This window comes from Chryseobacterium sp. StRB126, assembly GCF_000829375.1.
Lineage (GTDB): Bacteria > Bacteroidota > Bacteroidia > Flavobacteriales > Weeksellaceae > Chryseobacterium.
Genome location: NZ_AP014624.1, coordinates 326,632 through 353,476 on the forward strand (window position 1 = coordinate 326,632; position 26,845 = coordinate 353,476).

17 protein-coding genes are annotated in these 26,845 nt (G+C 38.0%); 5 read left to right on the top strand and 12 right to left on the bottom strand.

All coding sequences use genetic code 11. The features are described 5' to 3' along the window. Positions 1-60: 60 nt before the first annotated feature. Positions 61-546 (bottom strand): SRPBCC domain-containing protein, encoded by a 486-nt coding sequence (locus CHSO_RS01510; RefSeq protein WP_045491607.1) that lies wholly within the window; start codon positions 544-546, stop codon positions 61-63. Positions 547-747: 201 nt separating this feature from the next. Between CHSO_RS01510 and CHSO_RS01515 the strand changes: the two genes are divergently transcribed. The 5 genes from CHSO_RS01515 to CHSO_RS01535 all read left to right on the top strand — a co-directional run bounded on the left by CHSO_RS01515 (position 748) and on the right by CHSO_RS01535 (position 7,024). Next, positions 748-2,286: a sensor histidine kinase gene (locus CHSO_RS01515; RefSeq protein WP_045491609.1), complete on the top strand. Its 1,539-nt coding sequence runs from the start codon at positions 748-750 to the stop codon at positions 2,284-2,286. Positions 2,287-2,449: 163 nt separating this feature from the next. Continuing rightward, positions 2,450-3,136, top strand: coding sequence for a response regulator transcription factor (locus CHSO_RS01520; protein WP_002982671.1), 687 nt, complete (start codon positions 2,450-2,452; stop codon positions 3,134-3,136). Positions 3,137-3,218: 82 nt separating this feature from the next. Continuing rightward, positions 3,219-3,869 carry a hypothetical protein gene (locus CHSO_RS01525; RefSeq protein ID WP_045491611.1) on the top strand — a complete coding sequence of 217 codons (651 nt, stop codon included), beginning with the start codon at positions 3,219-3,221 and terminating at the stop codon, positions 3,867-3,869. 19 nt (positions 3,870-3,888) lie between these two features. Beyond that, a complete protein-coding gene (locus CHSO_RS01530) occupies positions 3,889-4,251 on the top strand; it encodes a hypothetical protein (RefSeq protein WP_045491613.1) in 363 nt (120 codons plus the stop codon). 67 nt (positions 4,252-4,318) lie between these two features. Then, on the top strand, positions 4,319-7,024 hold the full coding sequence (locus CHSO_RS01535; RefSeq protein ID WP_045491616.1) for a TonB-dependent receptor domain-containing protein: 2,706 nt from the start codon (positions 4,319-4,321) through the stop codon (positions 7,022-7,024). 246 nt (positions 7,025-7,270) lie between these two features. Here CHSO_RS01535 and CHSO_RS01540 read toward each other — a convergent pair whose 3' ends face one another. The 11 genes from CHSO_RS01540 to CHSO_RS01590 all read right to left on the bottom strand — a co-directional run bounded on the left by CHSO_RS01540 (position 7,271) and on the right by CHSO_RS01590 (position 26,706). Continuing rightward, on the bottom strand, positions 7,271-7,768 hold the full coding sequence (locus CHSO_RS01540) for a phosphoheptose isomerase (RefSeq protein WP_045491618.1): 498 nt from the start codon (positions 7,766-7,768) through the stop codon (positions 7,271-7,273). Positions 7,769-7,792: 24 nt separating this feature from the next. Then, a complete protein-coding gene (locus CHSO_RS01545) occupies positions 7,793-10,075 on the bottom strand; it encodes a GH92 family glycosyl hydrolase (RefSeq protein WP_045491620.1) in 2,283 nt (760 codons plus the stop codon). A gap of 22 nt (positions 10,076-10,097) precedes the next feature. Then, the gene (locus CHSO_RS01550) at positions 10,098-10,961 is read right to left on the bottom strand and encodes an ROK family protein (RefSeq protein ID WP_232509134.1); all 864 of its coding nucleotides are present in this window, start codon (positions 10,959-10,961) and stop codon (positions 10,098-10,100) included. A 122-nt stretch (positions 10,962-11,083) separates the two neighbouring features. Beyond that, complete coding sequence (locus CHSO_RS24845) at positions 11,084-13,489, bottom strand: endo-beta-N-acetylglucosaminidase H (protein ID WP_052480460.1); 2,406 nt, start codon at positions 13,487-13,489, stop codon at positions 11,084-11,086. A 60-nt stretch (positions 13,490-13,549) separates the two neighbouring features. Next, positions 13,550-15,706, bottom strand: coding sequence for an endo-beta-N-acetylglucosaminidase H (locus tag CHSO_RS25280; protein ID WP_084220911.1), 2,157 nt, complete (start codon positions 15,704-15,706; stop codon positions 13,550-13,552). 109 nt (positions 15,707-15,815) lie between these two features. After that, positions 15,816-17,243, bottom strand: a complete 1,428-nt coding sequence (locus CHSO_RS01565; protein WP_045491624.1) for a glycoside hydrolase family 125 protein — start codon at positions 17,241-17,243, stop codon at positions 15,816-15,818. Between the two features lie 34 nt (positions 17,244-17,277). Then, positions 17,278-19,509 carry a GH92 family glycosyl hydrolase gene (locus CHSO_RS01570; RefSeq protein WP_045501682.1) on the bottom strand — a complete coding sequence of 744 codons (2,232 nt, stop codon included), beginning with the start codon at positions 19,507-19,509 and terminating at the stop codon, positions 17,278-17,280. A gap of 125 nt (positions 19,510-19,634) precedes the next feature. After that, complete coding sequence (locus CHSO_RS01575) at positions 19,635-20,606, bottom strand: glycoside hydrolase family 130 protein (RefSeq protein WP_045491626.1); 972 nt, start codon at positions 20,604-20,606, stop codon at positions 19,635-19,637. A 34-nt stretch (positions 20,607-20,640) separates the two neighbouring features. Beyond that, the gene (locus CHSO_RS01580) at positions 20,641-21,939 is read right to left on the bottom strand and encodes an MFS transporter (protein WP_045491628.1); all 1,299 of its coding nucleotides are present in this window, start codon (positions 21,937-21,939) and stop codon (positions 20,641-20,643) included. 151 nt (positions 21,940-22,090) lie between these two features. Continuing rightward, entirely contained in the window at positions 22,091-23,728 is a 1,638-nt protein-coding gene (locus CHSO_RS01585) for a SusD/RagB family nutrient-binding outer membrane lipoprotein (RefSeq protein WP_045491630.1), read from the bottom strand. Between the two features lie 14 nt (positions 23,729-23,742). Next, entirely contained in the window at positions 23,743-26,706 is a 2,964-nt protein-coding gene (locus tag CHSO_RS01590; protein ID WP_084220912.1) for a SusC/RagA family TonB-linked outer membrane protein, read from the bottom strand. Positions 26,707-26,845: the final 139 nt, after the last annotated feature.

A 26,845-nucleotide genomic window follows, 5' to 3' on the forward strand; every position in this document is an offset into this window, starting at 1 on the left:
TTAAATCGGGTACTTCAATTGAGGCACCCGATTTTCATTTTTTATAAAAGTAAGAATCTATTATTCAATAATTTCCTTAAGCTGGCTGAGCCCCATTTTAAAGCCTTCTTCAAATCCCATATCCAGCATTTTCCTCATTACTTCTTCAGATTGGTAGTGAATATTAACCGTTACCTTGGTACCTTCTTCTACTCCAGTAAAACCGATCAGCCATTTTGATCTTGGGCCATCCTCGTTAACCTCTCCCTTTTCATTGCAGAAGGCACTCGTCCAATCAAAACTTCTATGTTCTATGATTTCTCCGTATTGGGATTGAGAATATCCTTTTTCACCATTCGGACCTACCATAGCATACAGCCAGATTCCGCCTTCTTTAAAATCCTGTTTTACCGTTTCAGATTTCCAGGGTCTCGGCCCCCACCACTGATCCAATAATTCGGATTGGGTAAAATAGTTCCACACTTTCGAAACATCAGCCTTGTAAATAACCATTACATAGACGCTTTTCGAATCAAAGTCTTTGTTGAAAATGATATTAGATTCCATAAAGTAATAATTTTGATTAAAGTTAGCTCTTTATTTACAGAAAGGACTTTTCCTATGACAAGTAAACAATAATTCATAAATAATTGTTAAAAAACAGTCTTTTAAGAAAAAAAACATAATTTTTTGGCTCGTTTTTTGTTTACGTAGTCTTAAAACAATTAATTTTAACATTCATTTTTCCAAAACATATATAATTAAATAATGAATAATAAATTCATCCCAATAATTTCGGTGTTTATGACGATCTCGCTTATTGTCTTCGTTACGCTCCAATTTTATTGGTTGAAAGGCTATTACGGAGTACTGGAACAGGACTTTTCAAATAAAGTTTATTCCGTTTTGGAAAGCACTTCAAAGACAATTGAAGAAATTGAAGCCGATAAATATCTGACCAAGGATAACAGAAACACCATTCTTGCCAACAGCAAAAATCCTTCGCTTACTACCATTCAACAGGTAGAAGATTCCGGAACGCAGAGACAAATTATCTATTCCAAAAATATTATCTCGAACGCACAGCTTCCTATTTCTAAAAAAGGAGATTCTGTAAAACTGACTACTCTATACACGGATGAAGCTGCTTACAAGATAAAAAGAGATACCACCAACCGTGAAATTCTCACTTCGGATATCAATCAGGATATTGAAACCGGGGATTATGCTGTAAAAGAATTTGTAAAGGTATACGGAAACAATTTACCCATTGCACAAAGGGTGAGCCCGGCTACTCTAGATTCAGTGATCACAAAAGAATTGAAAATCAGAGGAATTACAGCCAAGTTCGGATATGGAATTGTTGATAAAGACAACAAACTTACCAGTATTGCCAATAAAGCCTACAAAGAAAAAAAGGACAACAATACCTATAGCTATCCTCTTTTTACTGATAAAAAGTACAATACCCTATATAATCTGGCTTTAGTTTTTCCTAAGAAAGAATATTCTTTAGCGATGAACAATTGGCCGATGCTGTTGGGAACTTTCCTTTCATTGCTTACGATTCTTGGGATTTATATTATTTCTATTAATTATATGATGAGACAGAAAAAATTGGCTGAAGTGAAAACAGACTTCATCAATAATATGTCTCACGAATTCAAGACCCCGCTGGCAACCATTTCTGTGGCAACTGATTCATTAGCCAATGATAAAATTGCTACCAATCCGGATAAAGTAAAGTATTATTCAGAATTGATTAAACAGGAGAATCTAAGGATGAAAAAGCAGGTAGAAAATGTTCTGAACATGTCTAAGCTTGAACGAAATGAGGTAGAACTATTTCTGAAAGAAACGAATGTAAGGGAATTGATTAAAAGGACAACAGAATCCTTCAATCTGATTGTACAGCAGAGAAACGGTAGTCTGACTCAAAAATTCAATGCCACTCATTATAATTTCAAAATTGATGAATTCCACATCTCGAATATGTTGGTCAACTTATTAGATAATGCCAACAAGTATTCTCCTGAAGCCCCGGAAATTCATGTGGAAACCAGAAATGAAGGGCACTGGTATGTTATCGAAATATCAGATAAAGGAATGGGAATGGAAACCCAGAATAAAACAAAAATTTTCGAAAAATTCTTCAGAGAAGAAACAGGAAATATTCACAATGTAAAGGGACAGGGATTAGGCCTTTCCTACGTGAAAAAAATTGTAGAACTGCACAAAGGGCAAATTATTGTAGAATCCAACAAAGGCGATGGAAGTACGTTTACAATTAAGCTGCCAATGAGCTAAGATATAAATGATAAGTGATGAGTGATAATATATTGGTGATAAAAAAATATTTCACATCAACCATACATTCATCAATTATAAAATAAGAAACCAAAAAACAAAATATAAGAAGAGAGAGTGAGACAGTTCATTCTTAATTGTTAATTATTAATTAGTAAAAGTTATGAGCAACAGAATATTATTAGTAGAGGACGATCAGAGTTTCGGTGCGGTGCTTAAAGATTATTTAACCATCAATAATTTTGAAGTAACCCTTGCTACTGATGGAGAACAGGGATTGAAAGAATTTACAGAAAATGAATTCGACATCTGTATATTTGACGTGATGATGCCTAAAAAAGATGGGTTTTCATTAGCTGAAGATGTAAAAAAGATTGATAAAAATACACCAATCATATTCCTTACTGCAAGAAATATGAGAGAAGATATCCTGAAAGGGTACCAACTGGGAGCTGATGACTATATCACAAAACCATTTGATACAGAACTTCTTTTATACAAGATCAAAGCAATTCTTCAAAGAAGCTCTACTCTTGAAAATGAAGAGCAGGAGCAGTTTAAAATCAGCAATATCTTCTTCGATTCTATGCTGAGACAGCTGAAAGTAGGTGATAAAGAATATAAACTTTCTCCAAAAGAAAATGAGTTATTGAAGCTTCTTTGCATCCACAGAAACGATTTTATGCCGAGAGATCTTGCACTGAGAAAGATCTGGAAAAAGGAAAATTACTTTACTGCAAGAAGTATGGATGTATATATCGCCAAGCTTCGTAAACTATTGAAAGATGACGAAGGATTGGAGATTATCAACGTTCACGGAGAAGGATTCAGACTTTTAGTTAAAAATTAATCTAAAAATCGTATTATAAATATAAAATTAGCAAAACAATTGAAAATGTTTTGCTAATTTTGTTTCATACCCAATCAAGGATATGAAGAATACGTTTTTAGGTTTGATCTCAGTATCAATATTAGCTGTCTCTTGTAAGAAAGATGAGAAAGCAACTTATTTAAAAGAAGAAGCTGGTTCGCAACAGCCTTCTGTAGCTCTCAACAATGCTCCAAAAGCTTCACTGCTGGATCAGGCGGGAATCCAGTCCAACACGGCTCCAGCTGCAATGGCCACTGCTCCGGGAATGAATCCTGCACACGGACAACCGGGACACCGATGTGATATTCCTGTAGGACAGCCTTTAAACAGCCAGCCAACAGCAACTCCTGCATCTCAAAATATCAGTGTAGGAGCGAACAACACTATTCAAATTGACCCTGGTACAGCATCTCCAGCAAAAGTAACGATGAATAACAGTGCTCAATCAGTGAAAACAGCTCCGGGAATGAATCCTGCACACGGACAACCGGGACACCGATGTGACATCCCTGTAGGACAGCCTTTGAGCAGTAAACCGGCTGCTGCCCCTCAATCTGCACAAAACAATATACAGGTTACTCCTACACCAACTCCAGCTCAGGCTCAAGCCGCTTCGCAGAATCTGGCTATGGGAGAAAAGCCTAAAGTGAACCCTGCTCACGGAGAACCTTGGCACAGCTGTTCTCTAAAAGTTGGTGATCCTTTGCCATAAATTTTGTATTTTTGCAGCTATGAAGCTATTTCACATACTGGCAATAGTATTTTGTTTGGGAATTTTTCTGGTTCCTAAGGATAGTTTCTACGCTCAATCTATGCAGGAAACCTGCTGCAAAGCAGAATCCGGAAAGAAGAGCGACTGCTGTAAAAATCATTCCTCAAAAAAAGAGGGTAAAGATGATGCTACAAAGTCATGTAATGATGATTGTTGTTCGTCATGTATTGCCTGCTTTACTTTTATTGAGACTCCTTTTTCAAAAAACCTGCGTCTGGAACTGTCTTATTACAAAGCGAATAAGAATCCTCAGTTTCAGCATTCAGACCCTTACCTTTCCGACCGTTTAAAGGAAATCTGGCAACCGCCTAAAATAGGTTAATTAAAACATTGTGAGTTCGTTATACATTATATCGAACCGTATTTTATTTAATCTAAACTTTAAACAAATGAAATTATATATTTCCAGGTTCATACTTGGTGCATTATTCTTATTTACCCAATTTATATCGGCTCAAAATCTTCAGAAAAATCAGTTCAAAGTAAAAGGGAACTGTGAAATGTGCAAAACAAGAATTGAAGGAGCTGCCAAAAAAGCAGGAGCGAAAACTGCTGTTTATTCTATTGACCTCCAAACACTAACTCTAGAAACGGATAAGGTTTCTGCTGACGATATTCTTAAAAAAGTAGCGGAAGCTGGCCACGATAATGAAAAATTCAAAGCTTCTGATGATGTTTACAAAAGTCTTCCGGGATGTTGTTTGTATGACAGAGATCTACAGCCAGTACAAGCGGAATCTCACCATGATCATCACCCCACAGCTACAACTCCTGCTAAAAAGGATAACGAGTTCTACGTAAGAGGAAACTGTGCGTCATGCAAAGCCAGAATTGAAAAAGCAGCTAAAGGTGCAGGTGCAGATTCAGCAGAGTGGAATGCAGAAAAGCAAACGGTTGCTTTACATTTTGATGCTTCCAAAACCTCATCAGATAAGATCTTAAAGGCTATTGCCGATGCGGGACATGATAACGAGAAATACAAGGCTTTAGACACCACATATAATGGTCTTCCGGGATGTTGCCTTTATGACAGAGATTTCACTTTTGGAGAGGCTAATCCAAAGGTTCATTATGAAGAAGAGGCAAAACATGAAGACCATAAAGATCATGCAGCTCCAGCTGAAAATGATTCTCACAACAACCATGAGAAGAGTATTGACGGAGTAGTAGTAACAGGCTCTAAAGCGGCTACATCTTTAAGCAAGAAAGAAGCAGGACTTGTTTTTAATATTGATAAAAAAGAACTGTTAAAAGCGGCATGTTGTAATTTATCTGAAAGTTTTGAAACCAATGCAACTGTAGATGTATCTTTCAGCAATGCTGTAACAGGTACAAAGCAGCTTAAAATGCTTGGGTTGGATCAAAAATATACCAGCTTAACGAAAGAACAGCTGCCTGAAATCAGAGGATTGGCTTCTGCTTATGGATTGAATTTTATTCCGGGAAGATGGATTGAAAGTATTCAGCTGACAAAAGGCGGAAGTACAGTAACTAACGGGTATGAAAGTATTACAGGGCAGATCAATACTGAATTGTTGAAGAATGCTAAGGAGCCTGAAACTTCTCTAAATCTTTTTTCGGATTTTAACGGAAGAGCTGAAATAAATATTACCAATGTTTCTCCCATTAATGATAAATGGTCACAAACTTTCCTACTTCACGGAAACGGAACTTTCGGAGATACGGATATGAATGATGACGGTTTTCTTGACAGACCCAAAGGAACACAGATCAATGCCGCTTATCTCTTGAATTATAATGACCTTGAAAAGTCTGGGTTCGGATCTCATTTCGGGATTAATTTTATCCGTGATGAAAGAACTGCAGGGCAAACGGCTTTTGACAAGAAACTAGCGCAGGACAAGCAACCGGCTTATGGTGTTGGAATTGATATTTCAAGATTTCAGATTTGGAACAAAACAGGATATGTTTTTAAAGGAAAGCCTTATCAAAGTATCGGTTGGATGAACCAATATGTTTATCACCAGCAGGATAGCTTCTTTGGATTGAGAAATTATTCTGGAAATCAGCATACCTATTATTCAAATTTAATCTTTGAAAGTATTATTGGAAATACCAACCACAAATATAAAGCGGGAGCAAGTTTCTTATATGATGGTTATGAGGAGACTTATTTGGTAGATAATATTAAAAGAAACGAAATTGTTCCGGGGATCTTTACTGAATATACTTTAACAGGTTTAAAATATACTTTAGTAGCAGGAACCCGAGTCGATTTCCACAATCTTGCAGGAACTCAGTTTACTCCAAGAGTGAATTTTAAATATGATTTTACACCACAGACTATTTTAAGACTTTCTGCAGGAAGAGGATTTAGAACGGCGAATGTATTTGCAGAAAGCCAACAGTATTTTGCATCCAACAGAGCCATTAATATTTTACCTAACGGAGGAAATATTTATGGTTTAAAACCTGAAATTGCATGGAACTATGGAGCAAGTTTACAACAGGAGTTTAAACTTTTCGGAAGAAAATCTACGATCATTGCAGACTTTTTCAGAACAGACTTCCAAGATCAGGTATTAGTGGATTTAGACAGATCCCCTCAGCAACTTACATTCTATAATCTGGAGGGTAAATCTTTTGCCAATTCATTCCAGACACAATGGGATTTTACGCCTTTCAAGAACTTTGATGTAAGACTGGCTTATAAATATTATGATGTACAGGCAGATTATATTGGCGGAAGAAGAGAGGTTCCTTTTATGGCAAAACACAGAGGATTTATAAACCTTGCCTATGCAACCAATAAGAATGACAAAGGTGGTTTCTGGAGCTTTGATACTACTTTAAACTGGGTAGGAAAGCAAAGACTTCCTGATATGTCAGACAATCCAGCAGAGTTTCAGTTATCAACATACTCTGATTCTTATGCAGTATTAAATGCACAGATCTCAAGAAATTTCAACAAAAAGATCAGGGCTTATGTAGGCGGAGAAAACCTTACTTCATATTATCAGAAAAATGCAATCATCGATTTTAGAAATCCTTTCGGAAATTATTTTGATGGTGGAATGGTATATGCTCCAATTATGAAAGCAAATTTCTATGTGGGACTGGATGTAACATTTTAAAAGCTGGAAGATGGAGCCTGGAAGTACTTTTCGCCGACATACTTCTTTAGCTAGGATAAATTAATATAAACAAAACGTTATAGGACTTCTATAACGTTTGTTTTTTTATCTGTTTAATTCTCTTTGAAGCATCAATTCAATAGCTGAAATAATGCTTTTGAAAACCTTCAGTAACTTCCCTCTTCCCTCTTCCAGCTTCCTTACCAAAATAAAAAAGCAGCATCAGAATTGATGCTGCTTTTTTATTTATCTTCCAAAGTCATCCTGTACTCTTACGATATCATCTTCGTCCGAAGGATTGGATGCATCGGTATGCTGCCAGATTTCGGCTACGATTCCCCAGCCTGACAACCCTATTAATCTGTGTCTCTCGCCCTGCTGAAGTTTTACCTGATCTTTTGGTTTATATTCTGCTACTTCTCCTTCTTCATCTGTAGTACTTCTTTTGATTCCTACTGTTCCTTCCACTACCTGCCAGATTTCTGCTCTTCTGTGGTGATATTGCCAGCTTAGTCTTGCTTCCGGAGCCACAATAAGAATTTTCGGACTTAACTTTCCTCCTATTCTAAGGTTTTCCACATCAATTCCATCAAAGTACTGGTTGGCAAAATCCTGTGCCTGAGCTTCATCAATCACAAAAAAACCTCCCCATGGTCTGGTTTCGTCTTTTGCCGCAATGGTAAACCCCTGGCTTTGTAGAGTCTGTTCAACTCTATCAAATATTTCTTTTTTTTCCGTGCTCATATATCTTGTTTCTCTTAATTAAAATTATTGATCTGACTCTTCTTTTGACATTGAATAAGGGAAATCTTTTTCCTGTGATCCCCGGTCTGTATTTGGCTTACTGTCCATTTTAAAATCCAGAACAGCTCCATTCATTAAATTTTTATGACTCAACCAGTTTTTGGAATATGGCTGTCCATTTACATTCAATGATTTTACATATAAATTTTCAGCCCTGTTTTCTGCTGCCTTTACTTCAATTTTCTTGCCGTTTTCAAGATGAATGGTTGCCTCTTTAAACAACGGCGCTCCCAATACATACTGATCTGTTGCCGGTGTTACCGGATAAAAACCTAATGCTGAGAAAATATACCATGCAGAGGTTTGCCCGTTATCTTCATCACCGCAATAACCGTCCGGAGTAGCCTGATATAGCTTATTCATCACCTGTCTTGCCCAATATTGGGTTTTATATGGTGCTCCTGCATAATTATACAGATAGATCATATGCTGTATCGGTTGATTTCCGTGGGCATACTGCCCCATATTCATAATCTGCATTTCTCTGATCTCATGGATCACTCCACCGTAATAGCTGTCATCAAAAACCGGTGGTAAAGAAAATACCTCATCCAGTTTGGCTTCAAATTTCTTTTTACCGCCCATCAATTCAGCTAGGCCATCAATATCCTGGAAAACGGACCAGCTGTAATGCCAGCTGTTCCCTTCTGTAAAGGCATCGCCCCATTTAAAAGGATTGAATGGTTTCTGGAAATTACCGTCTTTATTTTTACCGCGCATCAATCCTGTTTCCCTGTCGAACAGATTTTTGTAATTATACGCTCTTTTTTTGTAAATATCAATTTCTGAGGCAGGTTTTCCTAGTGCTTTTCCTAATTGATAAATTGAAAAGTCATCATAAGCGTATTCTAATGTTCTGGCTGCATTCTCATTAATTTTTACATCGTAAGGAACATAGCCCAATTCATTGTAATATTTTACTCCCGCACGGCCGACTGCTTTTAAAGGACCTTCGTTATTGGCCCCATGTTTTACAGCCTGCCAAAGGGTTTCTACATCATATCCGCGAAGACCTTTGATATAAGCATCTGCCACCACGGAAGCAGAATTGTTTCCGATCATAATATCGGAATATCCAGGACTGCTCCACTCCGGTAAGAATCCTCCTTCTTTGTAAGCATTAACTAATCCTTCCTGCATTTCTACATTGATACTTGGATATACCAGGTTCAGGAAAGGATACAATGCACGGAAAGTATCCCAGAAACCTGTTCCTCCGAACATTTTTCCGTCTGTAATTTTTCCGTTGTATGGACTCCAGTGCTTTATTTTATTCTGAGCATCAATCTCGTATAATTTCTGAGGAAAGAATAATGTTCTGTACAGTGAGGAATAAAAGGTTCTCATCTGTTGATCTGTTCCTCCTTTTACTTCTATTTTTCCTAAGGTTTTGTTCCAGACATTTTTAGCATCGGTTTTTACCTGTTCAAAATTTCGGTTTCCAATCTCTCTTTTAAGATTGATTTCAGCCTGTTCAAAGCTGATGAATGAAGAGGCTACTTTTGCGTACACTGTTTCTTTATTTTTCAGTTTAAAGCCTACTATCGCTCCGGTGTGATCGCTGGTAATTTCAAGCTTATCATTAACCAGTTTATCGTCTTTCCAGGTTTTTGTAAGCTCAAAGTCTTTATCAAACTGAACTACAAAATAGTTTTTAAAATTGTCATATTTCCCGGTAGAATATCTGGTAGTATAGCCCAGAATTTTTCTTTCTTTCGGCAAAATTTTGATGTATGAACCTTTATTCAAGGCATCAATCACTACATAAGCACTATCTGTTTTCGGAAAATCAAATTTGAAAAAAGAGGCTCTTTCGGTAGGCGTAAATTCAGTGGTTACATTAATGTCCGCTAAATAAACACTGTAGAAATAAGGAGTGGTAACCTCAGCTTTATGGCTGAACCAGCTCGCTCTGTCGTCTTCTTTAAATTTCAACTTCCCCACTCCCGGCATCATGGAAAATGCTCCATAATCATTCATCCAGGGAGAAGGCTGATGGGTTTGTTTGAATCCTTTTATTTTATCAGCATCGTAAGTGTAGGCCCATCCGTCACCCATCTTTCCGGTTTGTGCCGTCCAAATATTCATTCCCCATGGAAGTCCGACTGCCGGATAAGTGTTTCCGTTGGATAATGAAGGTTTGGACTGGGTTCCCATCAATGGGTTTACATAGTCTACGGGAGATGTGTTCTGACCAAAAACCAGGGCCTGTAATAAAAGAAAGCAAGTAGAAAAAATAGACTTCATTGTATCGTTTCGTTTTATCAATTTATATAAGCTTTTTTAGTGCATAACTGGCAGCTCCCAGAATGGCTGCATCTTCAAAAATGGCAGAAATTTTGACCTGCAAGTTAATATTATTCGCTGTTAGATTCTGAATAAATCTTTGCTCAAAATGAGGGTAAGCTTTTGCAATATTTCCTCCTATAACTAAAACTTCCGGTTTGTAATGATCTACATATTTCACTACGAATTCAGAAAAGGTGTCTGCATATTCATCAAATATCTGCTTCTGTATTTCCAAAGGTTTATCCAACAGGTCTTTCGTTCCTGATATCTGCTCTCCGGTAAGTTCTTCATACCGTTTAACAAACCAACGTGTGGCCAGATAATCTTCAAAGATGGATTCTTTAAAAGGGGAATCCCAAAGGTCTTCATCGGTAGCCAACTCTCCGTTATAAAATGTTGTTCCTAATCCTGTTCCGAGAGTGACTCCAAAAACCTTTTGAAAACCCTGCACACAGCCCCCAAATACTTCTCCTTCCATAAAGGCCGCCGCATCATTAACAAAGTAAATCTGCTTTGTAGAAATGGATAATCTTTTGGCCAGTTCTTCTTTTATGTTGACATGAAGGATATCAATAAACTTCCCTTGCTCCATTAACGATATTCCGTTTTCATAATCGAAAGGTCCCGGCATAGCAATTCCTATTAAAAGATCTGATTTCGCCAGATTATGGGCTCCTTTTTCAATGGCTGAAGCCCAGGCGGAGAAAATTGTTTCTCTGTCATCAAAGGAATTAACATGTTCTCTTACATACGTTGAAGTGATAATTTCACGTTTTTCAGGATTCACCTGCGCGAGTGTAATATGTGACCCTCCAATATCGATTCCGAGTATATTCTGCATCATTTTTAATTTAAATTCAAACTGTTTTATTGTATCGAAAAACAGACAAACAAGTAGATACTGCCTGTCTGCCTGCTTTGCAATATGTTATCTGTTTTTCAGATAAAATCTTCATTCAATGAGTTTTATTTCACTATGATCTTACCTGATGATACTCCTTTATTTTTTGAAGATGTGATTTTGTAAATATAAGTACCTGTAGCGAAATCCTGTGTATTCACGGTGTTATTATTTTGATTAATCTCCTGTTTTTTCAAGAGTTTTCCTGAAATATCGTAAAAAGAAACCTCGCTGGAATTATCGGTAACCGTAAAGTGAATATCACTTCCTCTTTTTAGAGGATTCGGATACACTGAATGGTTGTCTTTTATATTCTCAACATCTCTTACAAATAATGAGGTGTTACAGGGAACTTCCGTTTTCCAATTGGTATTGGTCATATTGACTAAGGTTGCAAAATGAGTATTTGCTGTAGCATCCAAAGCTCCTATTCCGCTTCCTTCATCCATCTTCCAATTCGCTTCCAAACCTTGTGAGTTTGCCGGCACATTACAGCTGTTATCCAAAATTTCCTGAGCTGATAATGCTCTTTTCCATACTCTGAATTCATCCAAAGACCCGTTGAGTGCGCGGGAATTATCGTAATTTCTTGCTAAGTACATAATACCGTTTGCTGTAAAATTGCCTGTAACCGGGGTACTTGTATCTAGACTTCCGTTAACATACAGCTTCATCGCAGTTCCGTCATAGGTTGCTGCTATATGATACCATGTATTAGTGTTGAATGCTGTATTGGTGTTAATTTTCGTTTGAGAAGAACCGAAGCTCAAGATAAACTGAAGTTTGTTATTGGCCAGGTTACCATCCCCGAATCTAAGCATTGCAGAGTTGCTATCTCCCACTTCAATCCCAAGCACTGATGAAATGTTAGGGAAAGCTGTTTTAAATGCATTTACTTTTACCCAACCTTCAATGGTTACTGCATTTCCGCTCAGGTTAAACTGTCCGGCATTCAGATAATTTGTGCTTCCGTTAAAAGAAAGTGATCTTGGACCAGGGCTTATAACCGAAGCAAAACCACTGTTGAATACTCCTTCTGCTGAATAAGTACTTACCGTTCCGCCATTACATGCTGCCTGTACTTTCCATATATAGTTTGTATTAGGCAAAAGATTTTGCAGTGAATAATTATTGGTGGTAATATTCTGAACTTCAGTCCATGCAGTAGCTGCTGCTGTTTTGTATTGCAATGTATAAGAAGATGCGGTTCCTGCATCCCATGACAATTGAGTTGAATTTCCCAGATAGCTTCCTGATACCAATCCTGAAGGCGTTGTACATCCGTTTCCTGAATTGAATCTTGGAGCAAAAAGATAGGTACTTGTTAAGGTTGAAGAGCAGTTAGACTGTATTCTCCAGTCATAATCCGTATTCATCGTAAGATTATTGATCACCACACTGCTGCCGGAATAGCTGCTGGCAACGTTAGTCCATGTTGTTGAACTGGCTGGTTTATAATCAATATTATAAGTTTGAGAGCCATTAGATATCCAGTTTAATTTAGCAGAAGTTCCTGTTACATTGGTAACGTCCAATCCTAACGGCGGATCACAAGATTGCCCTTGACTCCATGAATAGAGCTGTCCGCTTAACTGGGTATTTTCATTATAAAGAATATTGGAGCCTGTACTGAGATAGCTGGCTACATCAGTTCCTGCTAAATCGTACCACATGAAAACACCATAGTCGTCATTTTTGGTGCTGGTTGCTGAAGAGGCAACAACAGATGCAGGAGTAGACTGAGGGTTTGTATTTTGTATCCAGATTGCGGCAGGAGAAAGCTTTGTTTTGTCGAGACCAGGAATATTTGGAGCTACATAAGTACCATACATCGCATTCCAGCTATAGTTGATATAATTTCCTGCCAGATCCCCATTATAACTTTGTCTTGAGGTGGCAGGTCCATAATAGTAAAATGTAATTAGTTTATCAGGCATTGCTGCTTTAAGCTCTTGTAACAACATCACGAAAGAGCTGTTATTAGGTTGTCCTGTTCCGTTGTTTCCATATCCTGCATATTCATCATCCAGATCTACACCATCCAGACCATAAGTATATACTGTGTGAGCTACCTGTAGAGCAAAATCTTTGGCTGCTTCACGATTGGGAAAGTTGGAGATTCCGGCTCCCTGATGGTTTCCTAAAATATCCAGCAATACTTTAATTCCTTTTTGCTGTAAAGGTTTTACATAGGTATTTACATCGTTCAGTACTTTAGTAACATTATTATTACTTGAGATATAGGCTCTGCTTTTAGAAACGTCATAATTGATATTAGCTGCAAAGATAATGGCCACATCAAAAAGCTGCCTGTTGGTATTCTGCAAAGTATAAGAACCTGCATTCAGCATGTTGTTGTTATTGACTTCCACATAACAGACTCCCAAAGGGTTTAGCTGCTGTGCTTTAAGTTGCGATCCTGCCTGAATCATCAAGGCCATCAAGGGAATAAGAAAGGATTTTTTTTTCATTGTATATTAATTTTATTAGAATAGGAAAAGCCATTGGGCCTAAGCCCAATGACTGATTTATTATTTTACTATTAGTTTTTCTGTCTGCTTTTTACTTCCATTTAGGGATTCAAACTGGAGGATGTAATTTCCGGTTGAAAATCCTGAAGATTCATAATGATTATCTCCGGCATTCAACGATTTTGTCCCTACAACTCTTCCGTTAAAATCATAGATGGTCAATTTTCCTTTATTGTATTCATCAGGAACAGAGACTGTAAATGAAGAAGACTTACTGACAGGATTCGGATATAGTTTGATCTGATTCTTAGTCTGAATTTCTCCTGAACTTATTCCTCTCTGGGTGGCTATCGTTTTTGCTACTATTGAAGTTCCGGTTGCACATGGTAAATCTGTTCCCCAATTGGAGGCATCCACTCCTGTTAAACTTAAACTAACCCCATTTCCAGAGCTATCCTGAACAGTAGAACCGCTTCCTTCATTGAATTTCCAATAGGCTGCAAGAGAAGTAGCCGGAACAGACACGTTACACATATTCTGACTGATCTCCGTTTGGCTTAATGCCCGTTTCCAAACTCTGACCTCATCAATTTTACCATTGAAGTTTCTGGAAGTATTATATAAATATCCTACATTGAATGCTCCATTAGAACTTACGTTTCCGGTTTGTGCTTTGCTGGCATCCAACACCCCATTGATGTAAAGTTTCATAGAACTTCCATCATAAGTTGCTGCCACATGATACCAAGTATTGGCATTCAAAGCTGTAGCAGAAGCCAGTTTTTGCTGTACATTATTAATGCTTAATACAAACTGAAGCTTATTATTGGCAAGACCGGCATCTCCAAGTCTTAATAGCGCTGAATTAGCATCACCTGCTTCTGTTCCCATAATGGATGAAATGTATGGAGAAGCAGCTTTGAAGGATGAAGGTTTGATCCAGCCCTCAAAAGATAATGCTGAACTGTTTAAATTCATATTTCCGGCAGCTCCAGATTCAGTGCTTCCGTCCAAAGAAAGAGCATAAGAACCTGTAGGCGTTGTTGTTCCCGATCCACTATTGAATCTTGGAGCGAACATATATGCACTTTTTACACTGCAGTTTGTTCTGATTCTCCAGTCGTATTCGGTATTAGCAGTTAATCCTGAAACTGTTAATGAATTAGTGTTAACAGCTGTGGCAACACTCGTCCAAGTTGTTGAAGAGGCTGGTTTATAATCAATATCATAAGTATTGGTTCCTACGGTAGACCAGTTTAGTTTTGCACTTGTTCCGGTAAGATTGCTGGTGTATAATCCGATAGGAGCATCACAATTGGTCCCTTGTGTCCATGATTGTAAAGTACCGCTTAGCACGGTTGCTTCCCCATATAATGTTTGGGTCCCTGCTGTAAGCTGTGATGTCTGATTGGTTCCTTTAAGGTCATACCAAAGATATAATCCATAACCTCCGTTTTTCGTTTGAGTAGCCAAACTTGTTGTGGTAGAATTAGATGTATTTCCCAACCAGACTGCCGCAGGAGAAATCTGAGCTTTAGTAAGGGGAGGAACATTAGGTGCAGAGAATGTTCCGTACATGGCATTCCAGCTGTAGTTGATATGATCTCCTACTCTGGTACCGTTCCAGGAAAGCCTTGAAGCAGCATCTCCATAATAATAGAATGAGATGATTTTATCTGGAAGTAACGCCCTTAATTCTTGAACAAGCATGACGAAGGAGCTGTCATTAGGCTGTCCTGTTCCGTTATTTCCATAGTCCGAATATTCATCATCAAAATCAATTCCATCCAGACCATACGTATTTACTGTGTTCGCCAACTGTAATGCAAAGTCCTTAGCTGCCTCACGGGTAGGAAAATTACAGATCCCGGCCCCTTGGTGGTTTCCAAGAATGGTTAACACCACTTTCATTCCTTTTTGCTGCAGTGGTTTTATGTAAGTATCTGCATTGGTGAGAACCTTGGTGACATTATTGTTAGAATACAGATAAGCTCTTCCGCGACTGGTATCGTAATTAATATTAGCCGCGAAAATATTTACCACATTAAACAGGTAACTGTTGGATGTTTGCAGTTTGTACGCTCCTGCATTCAGGATGTTGTTGTTGTTCACTTCCACATAGCATATTCCTTTAGGATTAAGCTGTTGTGCGTTAAGAAAAGCGCCAGACTGAAGCGCCATGGCCATCAGTGCAGTAAGAATTGATTTTTTTTTCATTGTATAATTTTTTTAAGGTGTTTTGGTGTGTGAATCTGATATAGCATTCCCCTGATCCTTTCTTTTTTAGGAAAGTATCTTAAGTAAATAAGCCATATACATGAATGGGTTAGCTCAGTAGCTCAGGATTTTCGTTAAAGGTTTTCCATAGCAATTCTCCAAATAAAGTATTGGCCCATGCAAACCATTCTCTGGTGAATTTTTTGTCATTGTCTTTATGGAAGGACTCATGCATAAAGCCTGTCCCGCCGTGCGTTTTCTGTAAGGTATCTATACACCATCTGATCTCACTTTTATCTTTTGTAGTGAGCGCTTTCATAATGATACTCATTGGCCAGATCATATCCAGTCCAATATGTGGACCTCCTATCCCTTCTGCCAGCTTTCCTTTGAAAAAGAACGGGTTATTTTCCGACCACACGAATTTTCTCGTATTCTGATAAACAGGGTCGTCTGTTTTCACCGCATCCAGATAAGGTAATCCCAGCAAACTTGGGCAGTTCGCATCATCCATCAGGTTATAACTTCCAAAGCCATTGACTTCAAAAGCATATATTTTCCCAAATTCAGGATGATTGTAAATTCCGTATTTTTTAATGGCTGCATCTACCTCATCAGCAAGGTTGTTCAGCTGTTGAGCCAGAGTCTTTTCATTTTTAATCTGAGACACCATTTCTGCTGCCTGGCGCAAACTTACTACGGCAAATAAGTTGGATGGAATTAAAAATCCATAGATCGTAGCATCATCACTTGGACGGAACATAGAGCTGATAAGACCTACCGGCTTTGTTGGATAGCCATATCCGCCCATAGGAACTCCGTCAGTAGCCCAGGATGTTGTACGCTCAAATTTGTATGGTCCTAAATCTTTTTTCCTTTGCTGCTCAATGAAAGTCTGCAAAGTAAGTTTAATTCCCTGCAGCCAGCTAGCATCGAAAGGTTTTGTATCTCCTGTTGTTTTCCAGAAGTGATATGCCAAACGGATAGGATAACACAGAGAGTCGATTTCCCATTTTCTTTCATGAGTTCCCGGTTTCATATCAGTATGGTCATATTCTTTCCATTTGCTGATCTTTTTATCATCGTTATAGAACGCATTCGCATAAGGATCTTTAAGGATGAAAGTTGTTTGCTTATGGATCACTCCGGAAATCAATTTGTGAAGCTTCTCGTCTTTCTTCGAGAACTGCAGATAAGGGAAAACCTGCGCAGAACTGTCACGAAGCCACATCGCATCAATATCTCCTGTAATCACATAAGTATCCGGTGTACCATTGGTTTCATTGTAGAAAACAGTAGTATCTAATGTATTCGGAAAGCAGTTTTCAAAAAGCCAGCTTAGCTCCTTATTGTTTACTTTCTTTTTAAAGGCTGCAATAGCATTTTCTACGGATTCACTGGTAAAATGTCTTTTATCTTTAGGAACACGAACCACAGGAAAACCTTCCGTAGTAAGGGTTTTTGCAAAAACATTCTGAGTAAACAGCAATCCGGCTCCTGCCAATGCACTTGTTTTAATAAAATCTCTCCTTTCCATTGATACTTTTATTTCGTTTATTTTTTATAAATCTTTATTTTACAGGTTTGCTTCCCATTACAAATCTCAGCTCACCACCGTTCATGATATCACTGTGGTTCAGTTCCCAGCTCTTGTACTCTTTTCCGTTCAGGAACATTTTCTGTACATAGATATTTTTATCTGAAATTTTATCTGCAACTACCGTGAATGTTTTCCCATTTTCCAGCTGCAATGAAGCTTTCGGGAATTGAGGAGCTCCAATGGCATACACCGGTTTTCCCGGAGTTACAGGATAGAATCCTAATGAAGAGAAAATATACCATGCTGACATTTGTCCGCAGTCTTCGTTATTCACAATTCCATCAGGTTTGGCAGCATACATATTATCACGGATGTATTTTACCATTTTCTGTGTTTTGTAAGGGCTTCCTGCATAATTATACAGATAAGGAACATGATGTCCCGGCTCGTCTCCAAATCCTAAAGATCCGATGAATCCCGAAATGTCAACATGCTGCTCTCCCTCCATTTTAAGATTTTCAGTAAATGTTTTATCCAGTTTTTCTTCAAATCCTTTCTTCCCACCGTACAGATTCATCATTTCATCAATCTGATGGGGAACAAAGAAATCATATGCCCAGATATTTCCGGAAACCCAGTGTGGCTGAAGTTTCTTCCAGTCATTAAGAGTAAAGTCTGTTAAGAATTTGCCATCTTTCTGTCTTGGCCAAAAGTGATTATTTTCTTTATTGAAAGTATTCAGAAAGTTCATTGAACGTTTTTTGTACACTTCTGCTTCATTTTTCTTTCCTAGTTTTTCTGCCAACTGTTGGATACACCAATCGTCATAAGAATATTCTAAGGTTGCCGAAACAGAGGCTCCGTTTTCTGAAGGAGTATACCCAAGTTTAATATAATCATTAAGGCCGCCACCACCATCGCTGCTGCTCATTTTATCAGTAAGAGAAGCATCTTTCATAGCTGCAAATGCTTTTTCAGGGTCAATACCAGGTACTCCTTTTGAAATAGCATCCCAAATTACGGATGCACTGTGATAGCCCAACATACAGAAGTTATCATATCCGCATAGTTCCCAAATTGGCATGTGATCCTTACGATCTGTATATCTGCTGATGAGAGAGTTGGCAAATTCTTTTGTATGTTTCTGATCCATAATGGTCAGCAATGGGTGAGTTGCTCGGAATCCGTCCCAGTATGAATATGTACTGTAATTCGTAAACCATTTTGTATTCATATTTTCCTGAGCAGCTACATAATCTCCGTTCACGTCCATATAAAGGTTCGGAGCGATAAATGTGTGATATACTCCTGTGTAGAATATCTTTCTCTGATTATCTGTACCTCCGGTTACCTGAAATCTTCCAATAAGGTCGCGCCATGTCTTTTGTGCGGTTTCTTTCGCTTTTGCAAAATCCACGTTTTTTGCTTCCGCATCAAAGTTTTCCTGAGCATTTTCCGTGCTTACCGGAGATAGAGATACTTTCACTTCAATACTTTCCTGATCTTCCGTAGCGAATCTTACAAATGCTTTTGCATCTTTAGCCAACGCAATTTTTTCGTTATCTTTTATTTTTCCTTCAGCATACACTCCATAAGATTTAAATGGTTTGGAAAACTCCATCACAAAATAAGCAAATCTCTTTCCGCCCCAGCCGTTGCTATAACAATATCCTTTAATCTTGTTATTGCCTTCAATACTTACCAATGTGTGATAAATATTTCCGAAGATCTTATTCGTAGGATCAATAATGATATTAGCTTCATCAGTCTTCGGAAAGGTATATTTGTGAAATCCTACTCTTGGAGAAGCTGTAAGTTCTGCTTTAACTCCATAGCTGTCCAGCATTACGGAATAATATCCCGGTGCTGCAGTTTCTTTATCATGAGTGAATGCTGAGCGGTATCCTGTTTCAGGCTTATCTTCTGACCCCGGAACCATTTTTACCTGCCCTACCGTTGGCATCACCAGAATATCTCCAAGATCTGCCCAACCAGTTCCGCTAAGGTGATTATGACTGAATCCCATGATCGTTTTGCTGCTGTAATGATATCCGGAACACCAGTCCCAGTCTCCACTTTTGGTATTCTGATCCGGACTCAGCTGAATCATCCCGAAGGGTGTAGTGGCCCCCGGAAATGTATGCCCGTGCCCTCCTGTTCCAATGAATGGGTCTACCCAGGATAAAATGTCATTTTTATTTTGCTGGGCGTTGGTTATGGAAATCAGAGAGGTAAAAAAGCAGATCAACAATTCTTTTTTCATGATAAGAGGTATCAGGGATTTTTTAAAATTTAAAAGGTGGTTTAAAATTATGAAAACCATTATAAACTTCCCAAAAATGGGAAAAATAAACGAATTTACATGCCTTTAAAACTTACATCATTCACTTATATTGAATTCTTTTTCATAAAATCGATAATTTCTGAAATATATCCGAAAGCAATAGCTACTACAGTATCAGCAGCTCCATAATATACGGTCACTTTATCGCCTTCTGTTAATGCTGCACAAGGGAAAACCACGTTAGGCACATCGCCTGTAAGTTCATACAACTCTGCCGGAGCTAATAAATAAGGTTTTGTTCTGTACAATACTTTCGTAGGATCCTCAAGATCAAGCAAAGCTGCTCCCATTGAGTATCTGAAACCTCTACAGGTATTGATTACTCCATGATAGAAAAGCAGCCACCCTTCTTCTGTTCTGATAGGAACCGGCCCGCCACCGATCTTTGTACACTGCCATGCACTGTCCTCGAAAGGCGTTACTTTCATTACACAACGGTGTTCTCCCCAATATTTCATATCAGGACTGTAACTGATATAAATATCTCCGAAAGGGGTATGCCCGTTATCACTCGGACGGCTCAACATGGCATATTTACCATTGATCTTTTCTGGAAACAAAACCCCATTTCTGTTAAAAGGCAGGAATGCATTTTCGCATTGGAAAAATTCTTTAAAATCAAAAGTATACCCAATTCCAATGGTAGGTCCGTTATATCCATTACACCATGTGATCCAATACCGGTCTTCGATAAAGGTAACTCGGGGATCATATTTGTAATCGGATTCAATCATATCGGTATTTCCTGCCTGCATTTCAATAGGATCGTGATTGATTTCCCAATTGATTCCGTCTTTACTGAACCCTGCAAAAATGTTCATCTGCACCGCTTTATTGTCGCAACGGAACACTCCGGCAAATCCGTCTTCGAATGGAATTACGGCGCTGTTGAATACACTGTTGGAGGTAGGTATTGCATATCTGTTAATGATCGGGTTTTCGGAAAACCTCCACATGATATCATTACAATCTTCCGGGCGATCCTGCCAAGGGATCATTACTGATTGAGCTGTCATAAAGTATTTTTACTTTTTATTTAAAATTTGTTTATTAATTGATAGGTTCTTCCTTTTGATTTTCTGAATAAGGGAAAGGTACAAACAGGGTGACAAGAAACGCAGGAATTGTAGCAATCAGCACCCAGATAAAGAACATTTTATATCCGATCCAGTCACTAATCATCCCACTGAACATCCCCGGAATCATTACTCCAAGGTTCATAATTCCTGTTGCAAAGGCATAATGGGCTGTTTTATGTTTTCCGGGAGCAATCTGCTGCATCATATAAAGCATTAACCCCACAAAACCGAATCCGTAACCGAAATATTCTACTACAACAGCAATTCCTACGGGTAAAAGATCCACCGGCTGATAATAAGCCAGTAATGCATATACCACAAATGGAATATTGAATGCACAGCAAAGCCATATCAAAGATTTCTTCAATCCACGGGCTGAAATAAAATATCCAGCTAAAACAGAACCCAGAATAAACGCTGCAGAACCATACGTTCCATAGATAAGCCCGATATCTGAAGTTGATAATCCTAGCCCTCCTGAAGTTCTTGGTGCTTTAAAAAATAAAGGCGCAATTTTTATGGCGAATCCCTCTGCAAAGCGATACAAAATAATGAACAGGATACACCACAGTATTTTCTTTTTGGTAAAGAAAGAGGTAATGACTTCCAACAATTCTTTACGGACATTTCCTGCGGTCTTTTCATCTTTCTGAGCCTCTTTATCTTCTTTAGGCAAAATCAGATAGTGATAAATGGCTAACGCAAAGAATAATAATGCATAGATTATCATAATGATCATCCAGGCATTGGTAACTCCTTTTGTTTTTTCTAAAACTCCGGCCACATACACTAAAGCACCACTGCTGATAATTTTGGCAAGGTTATAAAATGCTCCCTGCCAACCAATGTATTTGGCCTGTTCCTTATTGGTAAGAAAACCAATATAGGTTCCGTCTGCTACTACATCATGGGTAGCTCCACAAAATGCAACTAATGCAAAAAGAGCAATGCTGTATTTGAAAAAATCATGCATAGGCAGACTTAATGCAACGAGAGCAAACAGAATTCCTATGGCAAACTGGGTAGTAACAACAAAGAATTTTTTGGTTTTATAGATTTCCAAAAAAGGGCTCCAGAGTGGCTTTAACGTCCATGAAAACATGATAAGAGCCGTCCAAAAAGTGATCTGTGAATCCGAAACACCCATGTCTTTATACATAATTCCTGAAACTGCATTAATGGTTACAAAGGGCACACCCATTGCAAAATATAATGTGGATATCCAGAGAATAGGCTGAATCCGACGGGTTCCGGAGTTGTTTTTTCCCATATTTAAAAATAAAATTCAAAAGAAAAAGAGAACATCTCAGGTTCATTCTGGCTAAAAAACGAAACTATAAATTTTTTGGAGATCCTACGCTCACCCCCTACCTGAATGATTATCCTTTATGAGATGTCTCTGTATTATTGAAGTGATTTGATTATTTTTTATCCCACCATAGCTTGGTAGCTCCGTTATCCGGGCCGCCTAATTGCTGAACTGCCTGTGAGTAATTAAAAGTTGAATTTTTTGTATCATTTGTAAACGGAATTCTTCTGATCATCTGATCTGTGCTAATTAGTCCTCCACTATCATTTTTTCTGACCTTGAATAAAACCGGATATCCTGTTCTTCTTTGTTCAGCCCATGCTTCAGGACCATCCGGGTAAAGGGCCAACCATTTTTGAGTAATGATTCTTTCCAATTTCTTCTCGTTAGAATCGCTGTTGTTCCAAGCAATTGTTATCGTACTTAATTGAGAATCTCCGGCAAGGATGTTATTGGCTGCATTTTTAGGATCAATATAAGGAGCTTCTGTAGAAACATTATCTGCAAGATAAGCCGCTACATCAGAACTTTTCCCCCATTCTCCAAAGGACTGTTGAACGCCGGTTGTATAATTAGTCTGGATGTCACCTGCTCCCGCATATCCTCTGAGAGCCGCTTCAGCTTTCAGGAACCAGGTTTCAGCAGCAGTAAATAATTTGAATTTTCCATCACTACTTGAGAAATAATCTCCACTTGCAGATCTTGCAGCAGGTTGGGAATAACCACCATAGGTTGGTTTCCCATTAATTAAATCAATTCCTTGACGTATTCCTATATATTGTGGCTTATTATTTACAAATGTTGCCGGATCTGTTGCCGGATTAGCGTACGCAGCAAGCCTGGGATCTTTAAAACCATTCATATAAGCCATTATTGGAGCTCCAATATAACAGTCACCCCACGAATAGATAATAAAACTTAATTCATGCTGACCAACACTTATCAATGCATTGTCTGCATTATCAGAGATTAATCCTGCGGACGAAGCAAAGACTTCCTCAGCATATTTTTTTGATTTTGCCGGATCAGCATAGCTCATACGCAAAGCAAATCTCAGTTTAAGAGAGTTGGCTAATTTTGCCCACTTGGCGATGTCTCCACCATAGATCAAATCTGCTTTTTTCACAACACTTTTATCTTCTACATTCTGTGTTGCTGAAGTATTTTGTACTTTTTGCAAATCAGAAATGGCAATGCTAAGATCATTAATAAAATTGTTGTAGGCGTCCTGTTGAGAATCGAAATCTGTAACCCCGTTTGCATTAGGAGTGTCATATTTACTGTATACTACTGGTCCATGGCGGTCTGAAACTCTTGCCGCCGTAAGGATTTTCAATATTTTTTTAACGGCGAAAGTTGCAGTAAAATCTATCCCTGGATAGTTATTTTTTGCAGCGTTATCAATGATAATAGAATTATTAAAAGTATCCTGCTGTTTCGAAATGATCCTATTGTTCCAGTTATCCATCATTAGATAAGTAAGATTATTTGTACCTCCATTAAACTGTGATGCTGTACTAAACATTCCACTATACATATCTGCATTGAGATTGGTAGCTAACTGATAATCTGCTTGAAAACCTCTTTGCATGGATTTCATAGGATCTACAATTGCCTTAAAGTCTGCATAAAAATTTTCCGGACCGCCAACCTTCTCTTGATTAAACTGTTCAAAATCTCCGGTACAACTGGAGGCAGAGAGAAACACTGCCATTCCAAGCATATAGGTTTTTATATTAATTATTTTCATTGTAGTATTGTAATTTAGAAGTTAGCTTTTAGCGATAATCCAATAGATCTGGTAATAGGTATACCAAAAGAATCCACTCCTACCCCCCCAGGTGTGTTTCCTGAAACCTGCTCAGGATCAAACGGTGCTTTTTTATAAAAGAAAAATAGATTTGTTCCCACGATACTTACCGTTGCATTCCTCAGGTAGCTAGAGTTAATATCAAAAGTATATCCTATAGATGCCTGACGCAATCTTACAGTGGTTGCGCTGTAGATATAGGCTTCATCAATTCCTGCTCCTTCCTGATTTGCGCCTACCGCTTTATAATAAGCTTGGGCATCAGTTAACCCAGTATAGGCACCTCCTGCATTTGGAGTTCCTGGTGCATATACCGCATTCGGAATAGATACTCCACCCGCATCCCTGGCAGAAGCACTGTTCTGGCTTACCCCAAGCATATCATTTGCTTTTTCTGTAAGAGACAGAACCTGACCTCCGAACTTCCCATCAATAAGAAAAGAGATCCCCAATTTTCCAATATTAAAAGAGTTATTAAACCCTAACATAAACTTAGGGTTCGGATTACCCAAATAACCAATTTGTTGTTTATCTGCTATTGGCTTTCCCTGAGCATCTACTAAAATTCTTCCCTGGCCATCTCTCAGGAACTTAATACCATAGATATCTCCGAAAGACCCGCCAACTCTAAGTTTTGTATAAGCTCCACCACCAGTAAGCGCAAGGAGCAAATCTTCCTTAACATTTAATCGATCAGGAAATAATTCTACAATTTTGTTTTTGTTTGCAGAACCATTTAAACTGGCCGTCCAACCTAATTTTTCTGAATCCAATATTTTATAGGATAGAGAAGCTTCAAAACCTGTATTTTGTATCTTTCCAGCATTTACATAGTATGAACCAGACGGCAACCCTCCTAAGTTAGAAGAAATGGTAATAGGTAAAAGCTGGTTGGTTGCATTTGAATTGTAATAAGTGATATCAAAACTTAACCGGTTTTTAAACAATCTTAATTCAGTACCAACTTCAAAAGTTTTATTAAGCTCTGGCTTTACAAATAATTCCTTGAAAGCTGGATCTGTCACAAGTGAATATTTAGGATATATAATCTGACCGGCATCAACAATATATCCATAAGCAGTATTATATGGATTTGTTGCAGTTGTTAAATTGGGAGGCAATCCTAATCCTACGGTAGCATAGGAACCTCTTATTTTCCAAAAGCTAATGGCTTCAGGAAGTTTAAAAATTGAAGATAATACAGCATTAGCACCCACAGATTCATAATCATATCCACTGGTTCCTGTATAAGCCAAACTGGAATCCCAGTCATTTCTAAAAGTCATATCCACAAAGAACATATTTTTATACCCCAAAGATGCACTTGCAAAAACCGACTGGATTTGTTTTTTAGTACTATAAATTATATTATGAAAGCCATCTCCTACCCCTCTGTTTACATTCCATTGCAGATTACTTACAGTAAACAAATTTGGAGCTGCTAAATAGGCATTATCAATTTCTGTAACTGTATTTCTTGAAGTATTGATACTTCCTCCTACTGTAAAATCTAATGAAATGTCTTCACTTAATTTTGGACTCCCTACCAATAAAACATCCCCATAAGTAGAAGAGTTTTCGTATTTATTTTGAAGAAATCTTCCATTTTCTCCATTGCTCGTTATAAGATTTGGATCAGAATATGCCGAAACGCCTCTTTGGCTATCCGTAATATTCCAGCTATAGTTCCCTCTTACTCTTGCTGACAACCATGGATTGATTTGATATGCCAATGATAAAGCACTATATGTATTTTTGTTATTAACAGTAACTTTATTTCTGTTTAATATCCAGTAAGGGTTTTGTGTTGCAGGGTTTCCATTGAACTTCCCGTCTGGTCCTATAGCCCACCAGTTTTGACCTGGCAATAATCTCGATTTATCTATGTAGTAGTAGTTACTATTATTATATTGATCAAAATCTACTCCTCTTGGCAACCAGTATAAACCTACTAACGGTGAAAAAGAAACACCGGGAGTCTGTCTGTTGATACTGTTTTGTATAGAACCAATAAAATTAGCATCCAACGTTAATTTATCATTCAGATATTTACTGGAATTTCTAAAAGAGATGTTGTACTGATCGAAATAAGAAGAAGGAACAATCCCTTTATTGGTAGTATTTCCTATTGAGAAATAATTTGTTGATTTTTCGGTTCCTGACTGGAAAGAAAGACTATTAACCCATGTTGTACCTGTTTGCAGAAAGTCTTTTAAATAATCCTTAGAAGCTCCTTTTGCTCCCCAGCTTTCATTCGAAACACCAGGAGCCTGGCCAGAAACTGCAGGATCATAAGAAAGATAACTATGCTGCAGCTTGGGAAGACTATATGCCTGATCTACTGTAAAACTTGTATTATAACTTATAGAGCTTTTACCTACTTTTCCTTTTTTAGTGGTAATCAGAATAACGCCATTTCCCCCAATAGAGCCATAAAGAGCAGAAGCCGAAGCTCCTTTTAAGAAGTTGATGCTTTCAATGTCATCAGGATTGATGGAACTTAAAACATCTCCTGCGTCTGGCATTGTAGAATATTGGCTGGCCTCGGCAGATTTCCCAACACTGTTAATAATGGGAATACCATCTATTACATATAGAGGCTGACTGCTACTTGCTGATTTATTCCCTCTCATTAAAACCCTAACCGAGCTTCCTACACCGTTAGTTCTATTGATCTGTACATTGGAAACTTTTCCACTGATAGAGTTTAAAAAATTGGGCGTTTTCACTTCTGTCAGCTCATCTCCGCCAATCTGCTGACTGGAATAAGTAAGAGCACGGGCCTGCTTTTTAATCCCCAAAGAGGTAACTACGACCTCCTGAATATCGGTTGTCTTCGTAGTGTCGGCCGCTTTTTTTTCCTGTGCAGTGGCAGAAAGGGAAAAAACAAATAGAACCGGTATAACTGCTTTTCTCATAAGGTTTAGATTAGTTAGATTTAATTGAGAATCAATGACATTACTTTATATTTTAATACTAAAAAGTTTATTGTTTTTTTAGCAATATTTTGCGGTTTATGTATTAAATTATTTAAAGTTTTGTTAAGATTTAATTCAC

Coding starts and splice junctions, on each gene's coding strand:
- CHSO_RS24845 (WP_052480460.1), bottom strand. CDS start 13,489: ATGAAAAAAAAATCCTTTCTTATTCCCTTGATGGCCTTGATGATTCAG.
- CHSO_RS01530 (WP_045491613.1), top strand. CDS start 3,889: ATGAAGCTATTTCACATACTGGCAATAGTATTTTGTTTGGGAATTTTT.
- CHSO_RS01575 (WP_045491626.1), bottom strand. CDS start 20,606: ATGACAGCTCAATCAGTAATGATCCCTTGGCAGGATCGCCCGGAAGAT.
- CHSO_RS01565 (WP_045491624.1), bottom strand. CDS start 17,243: ATGGAAAGGAGAGATTTTATTAAAACAAGTGCATTGGCAGGAGCCGGA.
- CHSO_RS01545 (WP_045491620.1), bottom strand. CDS start 10,075: ATGAAGTCTATTTTTTCTACTTGCTTTCTTTTATTACAGGCCCTGGTT.
- CHSO_RS01580 (WP_045491628.1), bottom strand. CDS start 21,939: ATGGGAAAAAACAACTCCGGAACCCGTCGGATTCAGCCTATTCTCTGG.
- CHSO_RS01520 (WP_002982671.1), top strand. CDS start 2,450: ATGAGCAACAGAATATTATTAGTAGAGGACGATCAGAGTTTCGGTGCG.
- CHSO_RS01550 (WP_232509134.1), bottom strand. CDS start 10,961: ATGATGCAGAATATACTCGGAATCGATATTGGAGGGTCACATATTACA.
- CHSO_RS01515 (WP_045491609.1), top strand. CDS start 748: ATGAATAATAAATTCATCCCAATAATTTCGGTGTTTATGACGATCTCG.
- CHSO_RS01540 (WP_045491618.1), bottom strand. CDS start 7,768: ATGAGCACGGAAAAAAAAGAAATATTTGATAGAGTTGAACAGACTCTA.
- CHSO_RS25280 (WP_084220911.1), bottom strand. CDS start 15,706: ATGAAAAAAAAATCAATTCTTACTGCACTGATGGCCATGGCGCTTCAG.
- CHSO_RS01585 (WP_045491630.1), bottom strand. CDS start 23,728: ATGAAAATAATTAATATAAAAACCTATATGCTTGGAATGGCAGTGTTT.
- CHSO_RS01525 (WP_045491611.1), top strand. CDS start 3,219: ATGAAGAATACGTTTTTAGGTTTGATCTCAGTATCAATATTAGCTGTC.
- CHSO_RS01570 (WP_045501682.1), bottom strand. CDS start 19,509: ATGAAAAAAGAATTGTTGATCTGCTTTTTTACCTCTCTGATTTCCATA.
- CHSO_RS01535 (WP_045491616.1), top strand. CDS start 4,319: ATGAAATTATATATTTCCAGGTTCATACTTGGTGCATTATTCTTATTT.
- CHSO_RS01510 (WP_045491607.1), bottom strand. CDS start 546: ATGGAATCTAATATCATTTTCAACAAAGACTTTGATTCGAAAAGCGTC.
- CHSO_RS01590 (WP_084220912.1), bottom strand. CDS start 26,706: ATGAGAAAAGCAGTTATACCGGTTCTATTTGTTTTTTCCCTTTCTGCC.